The organism is Pseudomonas sp. YQ_6, assembly GCF_043103245.1.
GTDB classification, from domain to species: domain Bacteria; phylum Pseudomonadota; class Gammaproteobacteria; order Pseudomonadales; family Pseudomonadaceae; genus Aquipseudomonas; species Aquipseudomonas alloputida.
Genome location: NZ_JBICJR010000026.1, coordinates 253,077 through 272,567 on the forward strand (window position 1 = coordinate 253,077; position 19,491 = coordinate 272,567).

At 61.0% G+C, this 19,491-nt stretch carries 19 protein-coding genes; 7 read left to right on the forward strand and 12 right to left on the reverse strand.

From position 1 onward, the window contains the following. Nucleotides 1–220: 220 nt before the first annotated feature. The 4 genes from ACF8FG_RS07415 to ACF8FG_RS07430 all read left to right on the forward strand — a co-directional run bounded on the left by ACF8FG_RS07415 (nucleotide 221) and on the right by ACF8FG_RS07430 (nucleotide 2,983). The gene (locus ACF8FG_RS07415; RefSeq protein ID WP_039612255.1) at nucleotides 221–718 is read left to right on the forward strand and encodes a hypothetical protein; all 498 of its coding nucleotides are present in this window, start codon (nucleotides 221–223) and stop codon (nucleotides 716–718) included. A gap of 122 nt (nucleotides 719–840) precedes the next feature. After that, on the forward strand, nucleotides 841–1,476 hold the full coding sequence (locus ACF8FG_RS07420) for a TetR family transcriptional regulator (RefSeq protein WP_003249603.1): 636 nt from the start codon (nucleotides 841–843) through the stop codon (nucleotides 1,474–1,476). Between the two features lie 52 nt (nucleotides 1,477–1,528). Then, nucleotides 1,529–2,629 carry an AGE family epimerase/isomerase gene (locus ACF8FG_RS07425; protein WP_014592577.1) on the forward strand — a complete coding sequence of 367 codons (1,101 nt, stop codon included), beginning with the start codon at nucleotides 1,529–1,531 and terminating at the stop codon, nucleotides 2,627–2,629. 105 nt (nucleotides 2,630–2,734) lie between these two features. Next, a complete protein-coding gene (locus tag ACF8FG_RS07430; RefSeq protein ID WP_064492504.1) occupies nucleotides 2,735–2,983 on the forward strand; it encodes a hypothetical protein in 249 nt (82 codons plus the stop codon). 49 nt (nucleotides 2,984–3,032) lie between these two features. Here the strand turns inward: ACF8FG_RS07430 and ACF8FG_RS07435 are convergent, their stop codons facing one another. From ACF8FG_RS07435 to ACF8FG_RS07460, 6 genes are all read right to left on the reverse strand, one after another. Further along, nucleotides 3,033–3,797 carry an SDR family oxidoreductase gene (locus ACF8FG_RS07435; protein ID WP_003249597.1) on the reverse strand — a complete coding sequence of 255 codons (765 nt, stop codon included), beginning with the start codon at nucleotides 3,795–3,797 and terminating at the stop codon, nucleotides 3,033–3,035. 593 nt (nucleotides 3,798–4,390) lie between these two features. Beyond that, nucleotides 4,391–5,107 (reverse strand): ABC transporter ATP-binding protein, encoded by a 717-nt coding sequence (locus ACF8FG_RS07440; RefSeq protein ID WP_004576969.1) that lies wholly within the window; start codon nucleotides 5,105–5,107, stop codon nucleotides 4,391–4,393. Next, complete coding sequence (locus ACF8FG_RS07445) at nucleotides 5,104–5,979, reverse strand: ATP-binding cassette domain-containing protein (protein ID WP_010955466.1); 876 nt, start codon at nucleotides 5,977–5,979, stop codon at nucleotides 5,104–5,106. The genes ACF8FG_RS07440 and ACF8FG_RS07445 overlap by 4 nt, the downstream gene beginning before the upstream one ends. After that, nucleotides 5,976–7,277: a high-affinity branched-chain amino acid ABC transporter permease LivM gene (livM, locus tag ACF8FG_RS07450; RefSeq protein ID WP_019437192.1), complete on the reverse strand. Its 1,302-nt coding sequence runs from the start codon at nucleotides 7,275–7,277 to the stop codon at nucleotides 5,976–5,978. Before livM ends, ACF8FG_RS07445 begins: the two co-directional genes overlap by 4 nt. A gap of 2 nt (nucleotides 7,278–7,279) precedes the next feature. After that, nucleotides 7,280–8,194, reverse strand: a complete 915-nt coding sequence (locus ACF8FG_RS07455) for a branched-chain amino acid ABC transporter permease (protein ID WP_014592581.1) — start codon at nucleotides 8,192–8,194, stop codon at nucleotides 7,280–7,282. A 154-nt stretch (nucleotides 8,195–8,348) separates the two neighbouring features. Further along, complete coding sequence (locus ACF8FG_RS07460; RefSeq protein WP_003249588.1) at nucleotides 8,349–9,485, reverse strand: branched-chain amino acid ABC transporter substrate-binding protein; 1,137 nt, start codon at nucleotides 9,483–9,485, stop codon at nucleotides 8,349–8,351. 512 nt (nucleotides 9,486–9,997) lie between these two features. Between ACF8FG_RS07460 and pncB the strand changes: the two genes are divergently transcribed. Both pncB and nadE read left to right on the forward strand, forming a co-directional pair. Continuing rightward, nucleotides 9,998–11,203, forward strand: coding sequence for a nicotinate phosphoribosyltransferase (gene pncB / locus ACF8FG_RS07465; RefSeq protein ID WP_014592583.1), 1,206 nt, complete (start codon nucleotides 9,998–10,000; stop codon nucleotides 11,201–11,203). 3 nt (nucleotides 11,204–11,206) lie between these two features. Further along, complete coding sequence (nadE, locus tag ACF8FG_RS07470; RefSeq protein WP_053868172.1) at nucleotides 11,207–12,034, forward strand: ammonia-dependent NAD(+) synthetase; 828 nt, start codon at nucleotides 11,207–11,209, stop codon at nucleotides 12,032–12,034. 111 nt (nucleotides 12,035–12,145) lie between these two features. Here nadE and azu read toward each other — a convergent pair whose 3' ends face one another. Then, nucleotides 12,146–12,595 (reverse strand): azurin, encoded by a 450-nt coding sequence (gene azu, locus ACF8FG_RS07475; protein ID WP_003249580.1) that lies wholly within the window; start codon nucleotides 12,593–12,595, stop codon nucleotides 12,146–12,148. A gap of 348 nt (nucleotides 12,596–12,943) precedes the next feature. On the opposite strand from azu, the gene ACF8FG_RS07480 reads away from it, so the two are divergent. Beyond that, a complete protein-coding gene (locus ACF8FG_RS07480) occupies nucleotides 12,944–13,531 on the forward strand; it encodes a TIGR00730 family Rossman fold protein (RefSeq protein WP_019438728.1) in 588 nt (195 codons plus the stop codon). Nucleotides 13,532–13,667: 136 nt separating this feature from the next. Here the strand turns inward: ACF8FG_RS07480 and ACF8FG_RS07485 are convergent, their stop codons facing one another. The 5 genes from ACF8FG_RS07485 to ACF8FG_RS07505 all read right to left on the reverse strand — a co-directional run bounded on the left by ACF8FG_RS07485 (nucleotide 13,668) and on the right by ACF8FG_RS07505 (nucleotide 19,483). Further along, the gene (locus ACF8FG_RS07485) at nucleotides 13,668–15,968 is read right to left on the reverse strand and encodes a YgiQ family radical SAM protein (protein WP_014592586.1); all 2,301 of its coding nucleotides are present in this window, start codon (nucleotides 15,966–15,968) and stop codon (nucleotides 13,668–13,670) included. A gap of 284 nt (nucleotides 15,969–16,252) precedes the next feature. Beyond that, the gene (locus ACF8FG_RS07490) at nucleotides 16,253–16,495 is read right to left on the reverse strand and encodes a DUF3077 domain-containing protein (protein WP_042161673.1); all 243 of its coding nucleotides are present in this window, start codon (nucleotides 16,493–16,495) and stop codon (nucleotides 16,253–16,255) included. Between the two features lie 146 nt (nucleotides 16,496–16,641). Beyond that, complete coding sequence (gene dnaB, locus ACF8FG_RS07495) at nucleotides 16,642–18,039, reverse strand: replicative DNA helicase (RefSeq protein ID WP_010955472.1); 1,398 nt, start codon at nucleotides 18,037–18,039, stop codon at nucleotides 16,642–16,644. Nucleotides 18,040–18,152: 113 nt separating this feature from the next. Continuing rightward, nucleotides 18,153–18,599, reverse strand: a complete 447-nt coding sequence (gene rplI, locus ACF8FG_RS07500) for a 50S ribosomal protein L9 (RefSeq protein WP_003249568.1) — start codon at nucleotides 18,597–18,599, stop codon at nucleotides 18,153–18,155. A gap of 20 nt (nucleotides 18,600–18,619) precedes the next feature. Next, nucleotides 18,620–19,483 (reverse strand): hypothetical protein, encoded by an 864-nt coding sequence (locus tag ACF8FG_RS07505; RefSeq protein WP_003249565.1) that lies wholly within the window; start codon nucleotides 19,481–19,483, stop codon nucleotides 18,620–18,622. Between the last annotated feature and the right edge of the window lie 8 nt (nucleotides 19,484–19,491).

Consider the following 19,491-nt stretch of genomic DNA (forward strand, 5'->3'; position numbering starts at 1 on the left):
TCTTGCTCAGAAATTTGTCTCACCAGACTGCACATGTTACCCACCGCCAACCGGGCAAGCGGATTGCCTGCATGGCTGCAATGGCCGGAATAGACGCCCTGAAAACCTCTATCAATATGGTCGATTGTTACCATTACCCGTATGAACTTCTCTCTGGCGTTACGCGGCGTAGCATTGGCTTCGTACCCACTTTCCAGCCCCCGAGAGGAGCACCGAAATCATGAAACGCCATCTGCTGACCCTGACCCTGTCCCTTCTGGCCGCCAACGCTTTCGCCTTGCCTGCGTCCGAGCAACACCTGACATCCGAAGCGCGCTCCAGTGCAGCCGAAATTGCCCAGCCGCTGAAAACCGTAGCTGAAGGTGGTTCCGATCGACTGATCGAACGTACTGGCCGTGTCGCCGAAGGTGGCTCGGACCGCCTGATCGAACAAGCTGGCCGTGTTGCCGAAGGTGGCTCGGATCGCCTGATCGAACAAGCTGGCCGTGTTGCCGAAGGCGGCTCCGATCGCCTGATCGAACAAGCTGGCCGTGTCGCAGAAGGTGGCTCCGATCGCCTGATCGAACAAGCTGGCCGTGTCGCAGAAGGTGGCTCCGATCGTCTGATCGAACAAGCTGGCCGTGTCGCAGAAGGTGGCTCCGATCGTCTGATCGAACAAGCTGGCCGTGTCGCTGAAGGTGGCTCGGATCGCCTGGTTGAACTCAGCCGTGTGAGCTGATCGCCATGGCCGAAAAGAACAACTTCTGTCACAACGCTTGCTCCCCTCCAGGCCCGGTCCATTGACCGGGCTTTGTTTTTTTATCTAGAGTGCCCAGCCTGACCGTTACAGAAGCCCGCATCATGCTGCCGCGCGCCGAACAGAAGCTACAGACCCGCCAGGCCCTGCTCGATGCCGCCTGCCTGCTCATGGAGAGTGGCCGTGGTTTCGGCAGTATCAGCCTGCGCGAAGTGGCGAAGACAGCTGGCATCGTGCCGACCGGCTTCTATCGGCATTTCTCCGACATGGACGCCCTGGGCCTGGCCCTTGTCGCCGAAATCGACACCACCTTCCGCCAAACCATCCGCCTGGTGCGCCAGAACGAATTCGAACTGGGCGGCATCACCGACGCCTCGGTGCGCATCTTCCTCGACGTGGTAGCCGCCCACCGCGCGCAGTTCCTGTTCCTGGCCCGCGAGCAGTACGGCGGTGCACAGGCCGTGCGCCAGGCCATTGCCCGCCTGCGCCAGGATATCAGCGACGACCTTGCCACCGACCTTGCGCGCATGAAGCGCTGGCAACACCTGGACAGCGCCGCGCTTGCGGTGATGGCCGACCTGGTGGTGAAGACCGTGTTCGCCACCCTGCCCGAGCTTATCGACAACCCGGAAGCGGGTTATCCACAGGCCCTGACGCCGCAGGAAAAGATCACCCAGCAATTGCGCTTCATCTTTGTCGGGGCGCGGCATTGGCAGGGGCTCGGCAACCCAGGCTACTGAAAACCCCACTTCTGCTACCATGGCGCCCTGCCCGACAGCGACGAGCGCCCAAATGTCCGACCCCCGCCCCACCCTGCCCGAACTGGCCCGCTTCAACCAGCACTTCGCCGAACGCATCGTGCCGCTGTGGCAAGGCCCGGGCTGGAACGCCGACATGGCCCTGCCCTACGAAGCGCTGGACGCCCAGCACCAACCGTTGCCGGTGCAGCGCTACCGGGCCATGGCCTGTGCACGCCAGCTGTACGTGTTCAGTAGCCGTATCGGCCAACCGGGCGCCGCCGAACGCGCCGCAGCCCTGTTTCGCTCGCTGCAAAAGCACTTCCATGATGCCGAGCACGGGGGCTGGTTCTACAGCATCGACGCCCACGGCAAGCCGCTGGACCGGCGCAAGGACCTGTATACCCACGCCTTCATCGTGTTCGCCTGCGCGCACTACTGGGGCAAAGTGCGCGAAAACCTGGTGGAGTCCACGTTGAATGCTGCGCTGGACATCATCGACCAGCAGTTCGCCCGTGACGATGGCCTGTACGAAGCCTGCCTGGGCGAAGACTGGGCCGACCTCGGCAGTGGCCCGCTGCAAAACCCGCAGATGCACCTGGCCGAAGCGTTCCTGCAAGTAATGGCTGTGCGTGACGACGAACATGTCCGCCAGTCGCTGCTGCAATTGTGTCAGGCGCTCGAGGCGCATTTCATTGAACCGGCCCATGGCCTGATGCTGGAAAAGCCACGCGGGGCTGTGGATAACTGGTTCGAGCCTGGGCACCAGTTCGAGTGGTTCTATCTGCTGCATACCTCCCCGCTGCTGCGTGACACGCCGCTGCATGCGTCAATAGACCGGGCTTTCGGCTTTGCCGAGCAATTCGGGGTGAAGGATGCGGCAGTACTGGCCATGCTCAATGTGGATGGCCGGGTGCTAGATGCCTCCCAGCGTATCTGGGCGCAGGCCGAGTACCTGCGGGCGCTTACATTGCGTGAAGGCAGTGAAGCAAAGCTCGCGGGGCAGTTGGGCGCCCTTTCAGCACGATTCCTGCGTGACGCCGGCTGGTATGAGTGCCGAGGGGGTGACGGCGCGGTGAGCAGGGATGACATGCCATCGACCACGCCTTATCACTTGGCTACCTGCCTGGAAGGGCTGAATCAGTCGAGCCTCTGACTGTCCATCCAACGAACCTGTCAGGGGTGAGCGTTTCCCTCTGCCGGAAGCATCTCCCCACGCCTATGTTGGTACTCCTTTCTCGAACGTTCAGGAGTAACCAACATGGAAGCAGAAGCCTTCAAGGCATTTGTCGAAGAGCAGATCAACCGAGCGGCACAGAAGATAATCGATCACGGCCACCGCTATGACGAGCACTCCCATGGCAAACTCAGCTACCTGCTAAGCTTGCGCCGTGTCATCAATTGCAAAGCAACGGCCGAGGACATGGGCCGGCATGACGCCATCAACGATGTCCTTCAAGCGTTAGGCATCATCCCTAAAGAAAGAACCGGCTTTTACTATATCAACTGAGCGATGCGGTTGCTTCGCGAACCGGATCTTTCCGGTTCGCGCCTCGTGCTTAGCCTTTTGATCGGTCGATCGAGAACCCTGCCCAGTCCTGGCTCACCGGCATCAGTTCCAGGCTGTTGATATTGATGTGCGCCGGCTGGTTGAGGATCCAGAAGATGGTCTCGGCAATATCCTGTGGCTGGATCGGCTCCGCACCCGCGTAGGTAGCATCGTACTTGGCCTGGTCACCCCCGAAGCGCACCAGCGAGAACTCGCTCTCGCACAGGCCCGGCTCGATGTTGCTCACACGCACACCGGTACCGCGCAGGTCGCAACGCAGGCTCAGCGAGAACTGGCCGACGAAGGCCTTGGTGCCGCCATACACGTTGCTGCCCGGGTACGGGTAGTTGCCCGCCACCGACCCGACGTTCAGGATCGACGCGCCGCGGCCATGGGCGATGAGCCGTGGCAGCAGCAGGCGAGTGGTGTACATCAGGCCCTTGATGTTGGTGTCGACCATGGTTTCCCAGTCATCCAGGCTGCAGTTCTGCGCAGCATCCACACCCAGCGCCAAGCCGGCGTTGTTGACCAGACCGCGAATTTTTTCAAAGCCGGCCGGCAGATTGGCAATAGCCTGCTCCATGGCCTTGCGGTCACGCACGTCCAGCACCAGGCCATGCACTTCGGTCTTGGCCGACAGTTCAGCGCACAGGGCGTCCAGGCGCTCTTTGCGGCGCCCAGTGAGTACCAGCTTCCAGCCGGCTTCTGCAAAGCGGCGGGCGGTGGCCTCGCCGAAACCGGAAGTCGCGCCAGTGATGAATACGGTGGACGTCATGCTGTGTTCCTCACGGTAGGTTGTCATGGCAGCTTTGCAGCATGCCCGCGCCTGGCCTTGGCAGCAAGCCGTTCAGGGGCTGTTCATTTTTTGTTCATATTCTGCAAACCCTTGCGGCAGAGGGCTCGCCGCCAGGTATGCGCATGTTATCCACAAGGCTTTCCCCACAGATTGGGGGCAACTTGTCCACTGCACGGAACCCTTTCAGCAGGTTGTGGTCGGTGGATATCTTGGCGGTGATGGCGCAAGGCTTTCAAACATGCCGCCTGCAGCGGTCTGTCCAAGGTTTTTACACAGAGTTATCCACAGGGTTGTCGCGGCACTTTAAGTGCAGGCAGAGATTTTGAAAGCTTGGGAAAATCATCCACAACCGGGATATGAACAAAAATTGATCAAATCGCTACAGGGCTTGATACTAAAGGGCTTGAGCGATATGCCACCATGTTTTCCACAGGCGGCTCCACACTATCCGTGGAAAAGAACCGGCCTGTGGAAACAATGGCTTGCGAAGGAATATGGGTGTGTTTCGGGAGAAGGGGACGACAAGTTTTCCACATTGAGAAGGGGGCTGCATTGCAGCCCCTGCATACAACTCAGTGCCCGCCCAGATAAGCGTTACGCACTTCCTCATTGACCAACAGTTCCTGCCCGGTCCCGGTCATGCGAATCTGCCCGTTGACCATCACATAGGCCCGGTCCGACAGTTTCAGCGCATGGTTGGCGTTCTGCTCCACCAGGAAGATGGTCATCCCGGTCTTGGCCAGTTCTCGCAGGGTCGAGAAAATCTGCTTGACCACGATCGGCGCCAGCCCCAGCGAGGGCTCGTCCAGCAACAGCAACTTCGGCCGGCTCATCAGCGCCCGGGCAATCGCCAGCATTTGCTGCTCGCCACCGGACATCGTCATGGCCCGCTGGTTACGCCGCTCCTTCAACCGCGGGAACAGCTCGTACATACGCTGCATGTCTTCGTCGGCATGCTTGTCGCCGATGGGGATGGTACCCATCATCAGGTTTTCCTCGACGGTCATGTCGGGAAACACCCGGCGCCCCTCCGGCGACTGGGCAATGCCGTTGGAGGCGATGTAGTGCGAGGATTTGCGGGTGATGTCGGTGCCGCGGTACACGATATGCCCGGATGCCGCCCGCGGCTGACCGAAAATCGACATCAGCAGGGTCGACTTGCCGGCACCGTTGGCGCCGATCAGGCTTACCGTCTCGCCCTCGTTGATGTGCATCGAGACTTTCTTCAGCGCCTGGATCGGCCCATAGAACACGTCCAGGTCCTTCAGCTCGAGAATGGGTGCACTCATACCAGTTCCTCTTCGTCTGCACCCAGGTAGGCGGCAATCACCGTCGGGTTGTGGCGGATGTCCTGCGGCGCACCTTCGGCAATCACGTTGCCGTGGTCCAGCACCACGATATGGTCGGAGATGCTCATGACCATGCCCATGTCGTGCTCGATCAGCACCACAGTGATATCGTGCTCGTCACGCAGCACACGGATCATGCGGCTGAGTGCCTCGGTTTCCTGCGGGTTAAGGCCCGCCGCCGGTTCGTCCAGGCAGATGATCTTCGGCCGCGTGCACATGGCCCGGGCGATTTCCAGGCGCCGCTGCTGGCCGTACGACAGCTCGCCGGCCAGGCGGTTGGCGCAATCGACCAGGTCGACCACTTCCAGCCAGTAGAAGGCGTGGTCCAGTGCATCGCTTTCGGCCTTGCGGTAGGCCTTGGTGTTGAGCACCCCGGCCAGCAAGTTGCGGTTGACCCACATGTGCTGGGCCACCAGCAGGTTCTCCACCACCGACATTTCCTTGAACAGGCGAATGTTCTGGAAGGTGCGCGCCAGGCCGGCGCGATTGACCAGGTGGGTACCGCCGAACATCTTGTAGTACATACGGTTGGCAAAGCGCGCAGGCGACACGAAGTCGGCCGCCTGGAAGCGTTCGCCGAGCAGCTGGATGACGTTGGTGTGGCTGCCGCGCACGTTCAGTTCGATACGTCCGCCACTGGCTTTGTAAAAGCCGGTCAGGCAGTTGAACACCGTGGTCTTGCCGGCGCCGTTGGGGCCGATCAGGGCAAAGATCTGGTTGCGCCGAACCTTCAGGCTGACGTCGCTGAGCGCCTTGATGCCACCGAACTGCATCATCAGGTTGTCGACCGAGAGAATGATATCGTCGCTCATGGCGCCACTCCTTTACGCGGGGTCACACCGGTACGGCTGATGCGGATCAGCCCACGCGGTCGCCAGATCATCATCAGCACCATCAGCACGCCGAACAGCAGCACCCGGTACTCGGAGAAGCTGCGCAGCAGTTCCGGCGCCACGGTCAGCACGAACGCCGCGATGACCACACCCACGGTCGAGCCCATGCCACCCAGCACGACGATGGCGAGGATCAGCGCCGACTCGAAGAATGTGAATGACGACGGGTTGACGAAGCCCTGGTAGGTGGCGAAGAACACCCCGGCCAGACCGGCAGTCGAGGCGCCCAGGGTAAAGGCGGACAGCTTGACCAGCACGTGGTTCAGGCCCATCGAACGGCAGGCGATCTCGTCTTCGCGCAGCGCTTCCCAGGCCCGGCCGACCGGCATGCGAGTCAGGCGATGCTTGATGTACAGCACTGCCAGCACGACCATGAACAGGACCGCGTAGATGAACACGAACTTGAGGCTGGCGTTGTACTCGAAGCCGAAGAACTCGTGGATAGGCACCCCGCCATCCTTGGCCCGGCGGCCGAACTCAAGGCCGAAGAAGGTGGGTGAAGGTGCCGGCATGCCGTTGGGGCCACCGGTGAACGATAGCCAGTTGTTCAGCACCAGGCGGATGATCTCGCCAAAGCCCAGCGTCACGATCGCCAGGTAGTCACCGTGCATGCGCAACACCGGGAAGCCGAGGATGCACCCGGCCAGCGCCGCAGCGATGGCCGCCAGCGGCAGCACGCTCCAGAAGCCCAGCCCCAGGTACTGGTAACCCAGCGCCAGGCCGTAGGCACCGATGGCATAGAACGCCACGTAACCCAGGTCGAGCAGGCCGGCCAGGCCGACCACGATGTTCAGGCCAAGGCCCAGCAATACGTAGATCAGGCCGAGGATGACCACGGTCAGCAGGTACTTGTTGGCGAAGATCGGGAAAACGATGGCAATCACGATCAGCGCGGGGATGATGTAGCGCAGGCGCGACTTGTAGTCCGGTGCGGTCACATGCACGCCCGAGCCACCGCTGTCGAAGCCCAGGAGCATGCGCTGCCCGGGGGCAGTCTGCAGGAACAGGCTGAGCAGGAAGCGCCCCACCATCACACCGCCGACCAGCCAGGCCACGCGGCGCGGCTCGGCATTGAAGGTGTAGCCGTCGAGCACCACGCCAACGACCGGGCCAAACACGATAAGTGCAAGCAGGCCAGCGACAATGGTCTCCAGCAGGCTGCGTTTAAGGTCGAAACCCTTGGTTTCGCTAAGAGAGGCAGTTTTGGCAACGGACATGTTCACACCTTAGCCACGAGCGGGCGACCCAGCAGGCCTTGTGGGCGGAAGATAAGGATCATCACCAGCAGCGAGAAGCTGAACACATCCTTGTAGTCGGAGTTGATCAAGCCTGAGAACAGCGACTCGGAAATGCCCAGGATGATCCCGCCGAGCATGGCCCCCGGCAACGAGCCAATACCCCCGAGCACTGCGGCAGTGAACGCCTTGATACCGATGATGAAGCCGGCGTAGAAGTCGAAGGTGCCGTAGTTCATGGTGATGAGCACGCCGGCCAGGGCGGCCATCACCGCACCGATGACGAACACGTAGGAAATCACCCGGTCGGTGTTGATACCCAGGATCGAGGCCATCTTGCGGTCTTGCTGGGTAGCACGGCACATGCGGCCGAGCTTGGTGTACTTGATCACGTAGGTCAGCAGGCCCATGCCGACGAAGGCCGCCACCAGGATGAAGATCTTGGTATAAGTCAGTTGCACGAAGCCGGTTCCGACTTCGACACGCATGGCGCCTTCCAGCAGGGTTGGCACGCCTTGCTGGCGGGCGCCCTGGCTGATCTGCGCGTAATTCTGCAGGATCAGCGAAATGCCGATGGCACTGATCAGCGGTGCCAGGCGGGTGGAGTTACGCAGCGGTTTGTAGGCGATGCGCTCGATGGTGAAACCATAAACGCCGGTGACGACGATGGTGAACAACAAGGTGCCCAGCATCAGCAGGGGGAACGATTCGACACCGAAGTAAGCCAGCAATGCCAGGCTGATCGCCGCGAGGTAAGCGGAGATCATGTACACCTCGCCGTGCGCGAAGTTGATCATGCCGATAATGCCATAGACCATTGTGTAGCCGATGGCGATCAGGCCATAGACCGACCCGAGGGTCAGGCCGTTGACCAGTTGCTGCAGGAAAATACCATCCATAACGCAATCTCACCTGATTGAGATTGCACGAGCGCCGACCACGGCGCGGGCCACCTGTGCGGGGCCCTCGCAGCGCAGAACTGTGCAGATCTACGAATAAAGACAGGTACCGCGGGGCTTGGGCCCGAGCAAACGCCCGGGCCGCGGGCCGTTGTTATTTTTGTTTTTCCAGCTGGTGGTATTTACCGGTCTTGTCCCACTGGTAGACCACGTAGTCGGACACGGTCAGGTCGCCCTTGCTGTCCCACTTCTTCTCACCCATGACGGTCTGCACCGGGTTGGCCTTGAGCCACTTGGCAGCGTCTTCGCCTTTGTTCGACTTCGCGCCATTGAACGCGGCAGCCAGGGCCTGCAGCGAAGCGTAGGCGTACAGGGTGTAGCCCTCAGGTTCAGTGCCCGCCTTGCGGAACTCTTCCACCACCGCCTTGCTGTCTGGCAGCAGGCGCGGGTCGGCACCGAAGGTCATGTACACGCCGTCAACGTATTGCGCGCCGCCGGCGGTGGACACCAGTTCGTCGGTGACGATGCCATCATCGGACATGAACTTGACGTCCTTCAGGCCCTGCTCGCGCAACTGGCGTACCAGCGGGCCGGCTTCCGGGTGCAGGCCGCCGAAGTAGACCACGTCGGCACCGGTAGAGCGGATCTTGGTGACCACCGCGCTGAAGTCTTTCTCGCCACGGGTCAGGCCTTCGTACAGCACAGGCTTCACGCCGCGTTTTTCCAGCTGCGCCTTGGTCGCGTCGGCCAAGCCCTGACCGTAGGTGTCCTTATCGTGCAACACCGCGACCTTCTTGCCCTTGAGCACGTCGACGATGTAGTCGCCAGCGACGATCCCCTGCTGGTCGTCACGGCCGCACATGCGGAACATGGCGCTCAGGCCGCGCTCAGTGACCTGTGGGTTGGTGGAACCTGGGGTGATGGCGATCACGCCCGCCTCGTCATATACCTCGGAGGCCGGGATCGTGTTGGAAGAACAGAAGTGGCCTACCACGCCAATCACCTTGTCCTGGTCGACCAGTCGGTTGGCCACGGCCACCGCTTGCTTCGGCTCACAGGCGTCATCGCCTTTGACCAGGACGATTTTCTCGCCATTCACGCCACCGGCGGCGTTGATCTTGTCAGCCGCTGCCTGCGCACCTTTCATGTACTGCTCGCCAAACGCTGCGTTGGCACCGGTCATGGGGCCCGCTACACCGATCTTGACGTCGGCCTGAACATACGAAGAAACACCCAGTGCCGTAGCTACGGCCAGAGCCAGGAAACCTTTCTTGTAAAACGTCTGCGACATGAGGTGGTGCTCCTAGAGTTTTTTTGGTTGGCACTACAACTTCTCAGCCCGGTACTCAGAGCAAGGGCCGTGCCATCGGTTTTGTATTCCGGGAAAACACACTGTGAAGGGTGCCTGCAGCCGACGGGCGGCCTTTTCTTTATTGAGCGTGCAACCGTCTGCCACGCGGCAGGCGCCACCACACGTACAGACAAGGAGCAACCGTCGAGTGCCATCATTGCAACCCTGGCAAGTGTTTACGTGCAACCGCCCTGTAACAGCGGACGTCACCGAACTGCACACTGCTGGTGCGCGACTGCTACAGGCGGCACCGTTTCAAGGCTAGCTGGTGCACGGAAAAACACCTCTGTTTTGGCCGTTCCGGCCTCTTCGCCGGCAAACCCGCCCCTACAACAGGAGCAAGTACCCGCACCGTGCAGGAGCGGGCGTGCCCGCGAAGAGGCCGGAACAGCCACACAAGGTGGAAAAGGCTGGCACAATGTCCGCCAATCGCCGCTTCCGGAGCCCCCTTGATGAGCGAAAGCGCATTCGCCGAGCGCATCGTGCACAACCTGCTCGACACCGATTTCTACAAACTCACCATGATGCAAGGTGTGCTGCACAACTACCCGGACGCCGACGTCGAATGGGAATTCCGCTGCCGCAACGGGGAGGACCTGCGCCCCTACCTCGGCGAAATTCGCAATCAGCTCGAACGGCTTGGCGACCTCACCCTGGACGATGGCCAGCTGGCCTTCCTCGAACGCATCAGCTTCCTCAAGCCCGACTTTTTACGCTTTCTGCGCCTGTTCCGCTTCAACCTGCGTTACGTGCACGTCGGCATCGAAAATGATCAGCTGTTCCTGCGCCTGAAAGGCCCGTGGCTGCATGTGATCCTGTTCGAAGTGCCGCTGCTGGCCATCATCAGCGAAGTACGTAACCGCAACCTGCACCCGCACATGCGCCTGGCCGAGGCGCGGGACCAGTTGTACCGCAAGTTCGACTGGCTGCGTGCGCATGCCAGCGACGACGAGCTGGCCGAACTGCAGGTGGCCGACTTCGGCACCCGCCGGCGCTTTTCCAGCCGCGTGCAGGAGGAAGTGGCAAGGGTGCTGCGCGACGACTTCCCCGGCCGTTTTGTCGGCACCAGCAACGTCGACCTGGCATGGAAACTGGATATCAAGCCGCTGGGCACCATGGCCCACGAGTGGATCATGGCCCACCAGCAGCTCGGCCCACGGCTGATCGACAGCCAGATCGCGGCGTTGGACTGCTGGGTACGCGAGTACCGCGGCCTGCTCGGGATCGCCCTGACCGACTGCATCACCATGGATGCCTTCCTCGGCGATTTCGACCTGTACTTCGCCAAGCTGTTCGACGGCCTGCGCCATGATTCGGGCGAGCCGGTAGCCTGGGCGGAAAAGGCCATTGCCCATTACCAGAAACTGGGTATCGACCCGATGACCAAGACCCTGGTGTTTTCCGACGGCCTCAACCTGACCCGCTCGCTGGAAATTTTCCGCGCCCTGCGCGGACGCATCAACGTCAGCTTTGGCATCGGCACCAACCTGACCTGCGACATCCCAGGTGTGGCACCGATGAACATCGTGCTTAAAATGACCGACTGCAACGGCGCGCCGGTGGCCAAGATTTCTGATGAAGCCGCCAAGACCCAGTGCCGCGACGAGAACTTCGTCGCCTACATGCGCCACGTATTCAAAGTCCCCAGCAAGGAGTAACCCATGCAAGCGGTTCAGCAAGAGATTGCCCAGGCGCTGAAGGTACAGCCGCCGTTCGCCGACTCGGCAGCGCTCGAGGCCGAAGTCGCCCGGCGGGTGGCGTTCATCAAGGACTGTCTGGCCAACGCTCGACTCAAGACCTTGGTGCTGGGCATCAGTGGTGGCGTCGACTCACTGACTGCCGCCCTGCTCGCCCAGCGCGCCATCAACGAGCTGCGCGCAGAGACCGGCGACAAGGCCTACACCTTCATTGCCGTGCGCCTGCCGTACCAGGTACAGCATGACGAGCATGACGCTCAGGCATGCCTGGAAGTTATCAAGGCAGATGAAGTTCACACGGTGGATATCGCCCCGGCAGTGCGTGCATTGGCAGCTGAAGTGGCGGCGTTGAAGAACGGCTCGCCGACGCTGGTGGACTTCGTGGTTGGCAACGTCAAGGCACGCACCCGGATGGTCGCCCAGTACACCATCGCTGGCGCTCGCGCAGGTCTGGTGATCGGAACCGACCACGCCGCCGAGGCGGTGATGGGCTTCTTTACCAAGTTTGGTGATGGTGCCTGCGACCTGGCGCCGTTGAGTGGGCTGGTGAAGAATCAGGTACGGGCGATTGCGCGCAGCTTCGGTGCGCCGGAGTCACTGGTGGAAAAGGTGCCAACGGCCGACCTGGAAGACCTGGAGCCGGGCAAGCCGGACGAGGCGTCACATGGCGTGACCTACGCGCAGATCGATGCCTTCCTGCATGGGCAGCCGGTTGACCAGGCAGCGTTCGACATCATCGTCGCCACCTACCGCAAGACCCAGCACAAGCGCGAACTGCCGTTCGCCCCTTGATAAGGCGATAGAAAGACCTGTAGGAGCGGGTTCACCCGCGAATACGATGGTGAACCCACCGACGCATTCGCGGGTGAACCCGCTCCTACAGGGTTCGCCGTCAGCCTTTGATTACTTGACGATGACCTTGCCTTTCATCATCGAGATGTGGCCCGGGAAGGTGCAGAAGAAGCTGTAGTCACCACCGGCTTCCAGCTTGGAAGTGTCGAACTTCACTTCAGTTTCTTTCTCAGGCGCGCCGATCATCTTGGTGTGGGCGATGATCGCGGCGTTGTCAGCCTTCAGGTAGTCCTTATCCAGACCCTGGCTCATGCCTTCGGTGGCAATGGCCTGCATGTCGGCAGTCTTGCTGATCACCAGGTTGTGGCCCATGACGTTCTTCGGCAGGTTGCCGGAGTGGGTCAGTTTGACGGTGAATTCCTTGCAGCTCTTGTCGACAGTGAATTCCTTGCTGGTGTAGGACATCTGGTCAGTCGAGTCGACAGTGACCGAGCACTCGGCGGCGAAGACAGAAGCGCTGGCGAGGGTCAGCAGGGATACCGCTACAGCTTTCGCAAACATCATGAATCTCCTTGGCAGGGTTTTATCAATTGCGAGACTGCCTGAAACCGTTCAGCCCCTTGCTGATATGGGTCAAGGGGGTGTCAAGCGGTCAGCCAGTAGAATTGTTCAATGGATTGTATACAACCAATTTAAGGGCACATCATGCCCTTTTATTAGACGATGGGACAACCTCTCATTTAGGAGCAATACCAAATGCCCATCTCCAACTTCCTCAATAGCCTGCTCGCCGCCTACGCCCACGGGGCCACAGGAGCCATCTGCGAATTCTCCCGACCAGAATGAACCGGCCTTGGAAGCGACGGGCATGCGCCGTACCCTGTGCGCCTGAGTAACAGGAGATGAGCAATGCCCGTACGTTCCGTTTGTGTGTTCTGCGGCGCCAGCATGGGCGCCAACCCTGCCTACCGTGAAGCAGCCGTCGCGCTAGGCCAGGCCATTGCCCGCCGTGGTTTGACCCTGGTGTATGGCGGTGGCGCGGTCGGCTTGATGGGCGTGGTGGCCGACGCGGCCATGGCGGCCGGCGGCGAAGTGGTCGGGATCATTCCGCAGAGCCTGCTGGACGCTGAAGTCGGCCACAAAGGCCTGACCCGTCTGGAAGTGGTGGATGGCATGCATGCGCGCAAGGCCCGCATGGCCGAGCTGAGCGATGCCTTCATTGCCTTGCCGGGAGGGCTGGGTACGCTGGAGGAACTGTTCGAAGTGTGGACCTGGGGGCAGCTGGGCTATCACGCCAAGCCACTCGGGCTACTGGATGTGATCGGTTTCTACGACAAGCTGGGCGGGTTCCTCGACCATATCGTCGAAGAAGGCTTCGTGCGCCCGCAACACCGGGCGATGCTACTGCTGGGGCAGCAGCCGGACGAGCTATTGGAAGGGATGGACCGTTTTATCGCGCCGGTGGTGCCGAAGTGGGTCGACAAGCAGCCTGATTGAAGCTGAGATTTTTGGGACCGCTTCGCGGTCCTTTCGCGACACAAGGCCGCTCCCACATAGGCACTGCGTATGCCGATCAATGTGTGTGGGCCTTGTGTCGCAATGGGCTGCAAAGCAGCCCCCAAAAATCGATCAGTTAACGCGGAATGACAGGCTGACGCGGCTTCTTGTTGCCCTTGCCGCCCTTGCTCGCCTCTTTGCGCTCCTTGGCCGCCTGCTGGTTACGCGCAAACGCCTCGGCCTTGGCCTTTTCGCGCTTGTCCCACGGCTTGCTGCCATCGCTGCCACGCGGCGGCAGGCCGGTGTGCTGGGTGAGGATCTTCTGATCCTTGCCCACCTTGTGGCTACCTGCTGGGGTCGAGTTCTTCCGGCGCGCGCTCTGATAAGTATCGGTCTGCGGCTGGTGCAGCGGGATCAGTTGGTGCTTGCCCGGCCCGATCAGGTCGGCGCGGCCCATACGCTGCAGCGCTTCACGCAGCATCGGCCAGCCCTTCGGGTCGTGATAGCGCAAGAACGCCTTGTGCAGACGGCGTTGCTCGTCGCTCTTGACGATCTCCACCCCTTCGCTCTTGTAGGTCACCTTGCGCAGCGGGTTCTTGCCCGAGTGATACATGGCCGTGGCCGAGGCCATTGGCGACGGGTAGAACGCCTGTACCTGATCGGCGCGGAAGCCGTTGCCCTTCAGCCACAGGGCCAGGTTCATCATGTCTTCGTCGGTGGTACCCGGGTGCGCGGCAATGAAGTACGGGATCAAGTACTGCTCCTTGCCCGCTTCTTTCGAGAACTTCTCGAACATGCGCTTGAAGCGGTCGTAGGTGCCGATACCCGGCTTCATCATCTTGTCCAGCGGGCCACGCTCGGTGTGCTCCGGGGCAATCTTCAGGTAGCCGCCAACGTGGTGGGTGACCAGTTCCTTGACGTACTCCGGCGATTCCACCGCCAGGTCGTAGCGCAGGCCGGAAGCAATCAGGATCTTTTTCACACCCGGCAAGGCGCGGGCCTTGCGGTACAGCTCGATCAACGAGCTGTGGTCGGTATTGAGGTTTTCGCAGATACCCGGGAATACGCACGACGGCTTGCGGCAGTGCTTCTCGATTTCGGGGCTTTTGCAGGCGATGCGGTACATGTTGGCAGTCGGCCCGCCAAGGTCCGAGACCACGCCAGTGAAGCCCGGCACCTTGTCACGCATCTCTTCGATTTCGTGCAGGATCGACTCGTGCGAGCGGTTCTGGATGATGCGGCCTTCGTGCTCGGTGATCGAGCAGAAGGTACAGCCACCGAAGCAGCCACGCATGATGTTCACCGAGAAACGGATCATCTCGTAGGCCGGGATGCGCTCCTTGCCATAGGCCGGGTGCGGCACACGGGCGTAAGGCATGCCAAACACGTAGTCCATTTCCTCAGTGCTCATGGGGATGGGTGGCGGGTTGAACCACACATCCACTTCGCCATGCTTCTGCACCAGCGCACGGGCGTTGCCCGGGTTGGTCTCCAGGTGCAGCACGCGGTTGGCATGGGCATAGAGCACCGGGTCGTTACGCACCTTTTCGAACGATGGCAGGCGGATCACCGACTTTTCCCGGGTCACGGCCGGGCTGTCGAGAATCTGCACCACCTTGGCTTCGTTCGGGTCTTCCTGGTCGCCCTTGGCCTGCTCGATGGCGCAGGCCTGGGTGTCCTGGGTGTTCACGTACGGGTTGATGATCTTGTCGACGCGCCCCGGGCGGTCGATACGGGTGGAGTCGATCTCGTACCAGCCCTGCGGGGTATCGCGGCGCACGAAGGCGGTGCCGCGCACGTCGGTGATGGTCTCGATCTTCTCCCCGTTGGACAGGCGCTGGGCCACCTCGACCACCGCACGCTCGGCGTTGCCGAACAGCAGGATGTCGGCGCTGGCGTCGATCAGGATCGAGTGACGAACCTTGTCCTGCCAGTAGTCGTAATGGGCGATGCGGCGCAGCGAAGCCTCGATGCCGCCGAGCACGATCGGCACATGCTTGTAGGCTTCCTTGCAGCGCTGGCTGTACACCAGGCTGGCACGGTCCGGACGGCTGCCGGCCAGGCCACCAGGGGTGTAGGCATCGTCGGAACGGATCTTCTTGTCCGCGGTGTAGCGGTTGATCATCGAGTCCATGTTGCCGGCGGCCACACCGAAGAACAGGTTCGGTTCGCCGAGCTTCATGAAGTCGTCTTTCGACTGCCAGTTCGGCTGGGCGATGATGCCCACGCGGAAGCCCTGGGCTTCCAGCAGACGGCCAATGATGGCCATGCCGAACGACGGATGGTCGACGTAGGCATCACCGGTCACGATGATGATGTCGCAGGAATCCCAGCCGAGCAGATCCATCTCCTCCCTGCTCATTGGCAGGAAAGGTGCTGGCCCGAAGCATTCGGCCCAGTACTTGGGATAGTCGTAGAGTGGTTTGGCTGCTTGCATGTCAGTGACCGGTTCTGGTGTGCAGGGAAATCGCGGGCGCGGAATATAGCACAAATTTTGACCAAATCCGACTGGATTCGTGGGGATTGGTGGGCGGGGCGACGGTTGGGGGATGGACGTGGCAGGTGGTTGGCTTGAGGGGGGTAGTGGGGTTGCCAGGTGTTCGACAGAATCCTTGCAGCGCCTGTGAGATCAAGCGCCGCGCGGGCGGCGCTCGATCTCACAGGCGCTGAAACTGTTGCGGCGAACTCCTGGCGGCCTTCATGCAACCTGAAGCCAACCCCTCACTGCCTCATCCACAGTTCAGCATCATCCATCAGCGCCTTGGCCATCGCACTCAGGTAATGGGCAGCCCAGATCATCATCGGCTTCTCATCCATCAACCCGGTGATGGTCAGTTCGCGCACATAGCCCATCAACTCCGAAGACTGCTCGCGGGCGTCTCTACACTGGATCCCGGGCTCGATGCGGAACAACGGGTGGGGTAAACCCGCTCCCACAGGTACGGTGCAACTCTTGAAGCCTATGGTGAACCTGTAGGAGCGGGTTTGACCGGGTGATCACCCTGAGCGAGGGGCGGATCATCAGCCAAGGGCAAACGAACATCGCTCAGATTTCAGAGCTAGCAGGCGCACCGCAAACCTTGTAGGAACGGCCTTGCTAGCTCAATGGGTTATTCATCATCATCAAAGTTGTACATCCCCGGCGCCAAGTTCTCGAACCGGGTGTACTTGCCGATAAACGCCAAACGCACGAAACCGATGGGGCCGTTACGCTGTTTGCCGATGATGATTTCCGCCACGCCCTTGTGCTCGGTCTCGGGGTGGTACACCTCGTCGCGGTACACGAACATGATCACGTCGGCGTCCTGCTCGATTGCACCGGATTCACGCAAGTCGGAGTTCACCGGGCGTTTGTTCGGGCGCTGCTCCAACGAGCGGTTCAGCTGCGAAAGGGCAATGACCGGGCAGTTGAATTCTTTGGCCAGGGCCTTGAGCGAGCGGGAAATCTCGGAAATTTCGTTGGTACGGTTGTCACCGGCCGACCCCGGGATCTGCATCAGCTGCAGGTAGTCGACCATGATCATGGCGATTTCACCATGCTCACGGGCCAGGCGGCGGGTACGCGCGCGCATTTCCGAGGGGCTGATACCCGCGGTATCGTCGATGAACAATTTTCGGTCGTTGAGCAGGTTCACTGCCGAGGTCAGGCGCGGCCAGTCGTCGTCGTCCAGCTGGCCGGAGCGGACCTTGGTCTGGTCGATACGCCCCAGGGACGAGAGCATACGCATGATCAGCGACTCACCTGGCATCTCGAGGGAGAACACCAACACCGCCTTGTCGGTACGCAGTACGGCGTTTTCCACCAGGTTCATGGCGAAGGTGGTCTTACCCATCGACGGACGACCCGCGACGATGATCAGGTCGGCTGCCTGCAGGCCGCTGGTCTTCTCGTCCAGGTCGGTGTAACCGGTGGAGATACCGGTGATGTCACTGTCGGAGTTGAACAGCGTATCGATGCGGTCGATGGCCATGGTCAACAGCTCGTTGACGCCCACCGGGCCGCCGGTTTTAGGCCGCGCCTCGGCGATCTGGAAGATCTGCCGTTCGGCATCGTCGAGAATCTCGGCAGCGTTGCGCCCCTGCGGGTTGAACGCGTTGTCGGCGATGTCGGTACTGATGCTGATCAGCTGGCGCAACGTGGCCCGCTCACGAATGATCGCGGCGTAGGCCTTGATGTTGGCCACCGAAGGGGTGTTCTTGGCCAGCTCGGCCAGGTAGGCCAAGCCGCCGACTTGCGAGGACAGGCCTTCCTTGTCCAACTGCTCGTGCAGGGTCACCACGTCGAATGGCTGGTTGGCGTCGGCCAACTTGTGCACAGCGCGGAAGATCAGCCGGTGGTCATGCCGGTAGAAGTCGCCGTCCGACACCTGGTCCAGCACCCGCTCCCAGGCATTGTTGTCCAGCATCAGGCCACCGAGCACGGCCTGTTCGGCCTCGATGGAATGCGGCGGTACCTTCAGGGCTGCGGTTTGCAGGTCAAGCTGTTCGGAGGTGGTGATCTCGTTCATGGCCACGAAAGAATTCTGGAGGATGAAAAAGACAAAGGGCACGGCCTGTCGAAAACAGGACCGTGCCCGATGTTAACTGCCTGACTCGCAAGGAGCCAGCCAGTTAGCGCAGCTTAGGCAGCTACAACGACCACGCGTACGGTGGCTTCAACGTCGCTGTGCAGGTGCACGGCTACGTCGTATTCGCCAACCTGACGGATGGTGCCGTTCGGCAGACGAACTTCAGCCTTGGCCACTTCAACGCCGGAGGCGGTCAGGGCGTCAGCGATGTCGTGGGTGCCGATCGAACCGAACAGCTTGCCTTCGTCGCCAGCGGTGGCAGTGATGGTCACTTCCAGCTCGGCCAGTTGGGCAGCACGGCTTTCAGCCGAAGCTTTCTTGTCAGCGGCTGCTTTTTCCAGCTCGGCACGACGCTCTTCGAACGCAGCCAGGTTGGCGGCGTTGGCAACGGTGGCCTTGCCGAATGGCAGCAGGAAGTTACGGCCGTAACCAGCCTTAACTTTTACTTTGTCGCCCAGGTTGCCCAGGTTAGCGACTTTTTCCAGCAGGATCAGTTCCATTTGGTAAAACCTCTTAACTTTTAACCTTCACCGTTCGCGGAGTCTTTCCCCGGAGGGGACTTGCGACCGCGAAAATCAATCAGGCTGTCGACAATGGCCAGAACCATCAGCAACGGATAAATCAGCTGCATGATCAGCGGTAGCGTTACGTACATCCCCACCAGCCAGAAACCGGCCAGTCGGCCCTGTGCCACCAGCCCGTGCATCAAGGCGATGCCGGCCAGCACCAGTACCAGGCTGGAAGCCGATGCCAGGATGATGAACTGCGGGCCGATAAACGGCGCCACCACCATCACTGCCACCAAGACCGCCATGGTCTGTTTCGGCAACTTCAGTTCGCGAAACTCGCGACCGAAGCCTCCAGGGTTGTACAACGCTGCCTGCCAATAGCGCGCCAGCATCAACGCCAGCACGCTGAACAATTGCACCGTCACTGCTGTGGAAGCGACCAGCACAGGGCGGATCAGCTCACCGGAGAGCACCGGTTGCCCTTCGATTTTCGGCATGGCTTCGGCAAACGCCTTGGCCAGCACATCGAAGGTTTGCGCCAGCGCCAGATCAAGCACGAGGCTGAAAGCCACGGCGAACACGGCACTGGCGAGCAACACCCGGCTCCAGGGGTGCTCGGCACGCAACATGGCGGCCAAGGCCAAGGCACCCGCAATCACCAGAAAGGTGATGGGATCGCCCATGACCCACACGGCCAGCCCGGCCAGCAAGCCGCCGGCGATGACCGATGTAGCATCCTTGAACCCACGCCGCAGCAGCACGAGGCTGCCGGCAGCGGCACTCAACCAGAACAGCAGCGGCAGTACCGCGCTGATGACCACCACGAGGGTGGCCTGCACACGACCGCGCATGATGAAACTTGCTAACGCTCGCATGCTAATCC

Bases quoted from the DNA above. Each gene is read 5' to 3' on its own strand.
- ACF8FG_RS07415 (WP_039612255.1), top strand. From the start codon at position 221: ATGAAACGCCATCTGCTGACCCTGACCCTGTCCCTTCTGGCCGCCAAC.
- ACF8FG_RS07420 (WP_003249603.1), top strand. From the start codon at position 841: ATGCTGCCGCGCGCCGAACAGAAGCTACAGACCCGCCAGGCCCTGCTC.
- ACF8FG_RS07425 (WP_014592577.1), top strand. From the start codon at position 1,529: ATGTCCGACCCCCGCCCCACCCTGCCCGAACTGGCCCGCTTCAACCAG.
- ACF8FG_RS07430 (WP_064492504.1), top strand. From the start codon at position 2,735: ATGGAAGCAGAAGCCTTCAAGGCATTTGTCGAAGAGCAGATCAACCGA.
- ACF8FG_RS07435 (WP_003249597.1), bottom strand. From the start codon at position 3,797: ATGACGTCCACCGTATTCATCACTGGCGCGACTTCCGGTTTCGGCGAG.
- ACF8FG_RS07440 (WP_004576969.1), bottom strand. From the start codon at position 5,107: ATGAGTGCACCCATTCTCGAGCTGAAGGACCTGGACGTGTTCTATGGG.
- ACF8FG_RS07445 (WP_010955466.1), bottom strand. From the start codon at position 5,979: ATGAGCGACGATATCATTCTCTCGGTCGACAACCTGATGATGCAGTTC.
- livM (WP_019437192.1), bottom strand. From the start codon at position 7,277: ATGTCCGTTGCCAAAACTGCCTCTCTTAGCGAAACCAAGGGTTTCGAC.
- ACF8FG_RS07455 (WP_014592581.1), bottom strand. From the start codon at position 8,194: ATGGATGGTATTTTCCTGCAGCAACTGGTCAACGGCCTGACCCTCGGG.
- ACF8FG_RS07460 (WP_003249588.1), bottom strand. From the start codon at position 9,485: ATGTCGCAGACGTTTTACAAGAAAGGTTTCCTGGCTCTGGCCGTAGCT.
- pncB (WP_014592583.1), top strand. From the start codon at position 9,998: ATGAGCGAAAGCGCATTCGCCGAGCGCATCGTGCACAACCTGCTCGAC.
- nadE (WP_053868172.1), top strand. From the start codon at position 11,207: ATGCAAGCGGTTCAGCAAGAGATTGCCCAGGCGCTGAAGGTACAGCCG.
- azu (WP_003249580.1), bottom strand. From the start codon at position 12,595: ATGTTTGCGAAAGCTGTAGCGGTATCCCTGCTGACCCTCGCCAGCGCT.
- ACF8FG_RS07480 (WP_019438728.1), top strand. From the start codon at position 12,944: ATGCCCGTACGTTCCGTTTGTGTGTTCTGCGGCGCCAGCATGGGCGCC.
- ACF8FG_RS07485 (WP_014592586.1), bottom strand. From the start codon at position 15,968: ATGCAAGCAGCCAAACCACTCTACGACTATCCCAAGTACTGGGCCGAA.
- dnaB (WP_010955472.1), bottom strand. From the start codon at position 18,039: ATGAACGAGATCACCACCTCCGAACAGCTTGACCTGCAAACCGCAGCC.
- rplI (WP_003249568.1), bottom strand. From the start codon at position 18,599: ATGGAACTGATCCTGCTGGAAAAAGTCGCTAACCTGGGCAACCTGGGC.
- ACF8FG_RS07505 (WP_003249565.1), bottom strand. From the start codon at position 19,483: ATGCGAGCGTTAGCAAGTTTCATCATGCGCGGTCGTGTGCAGGCCACC.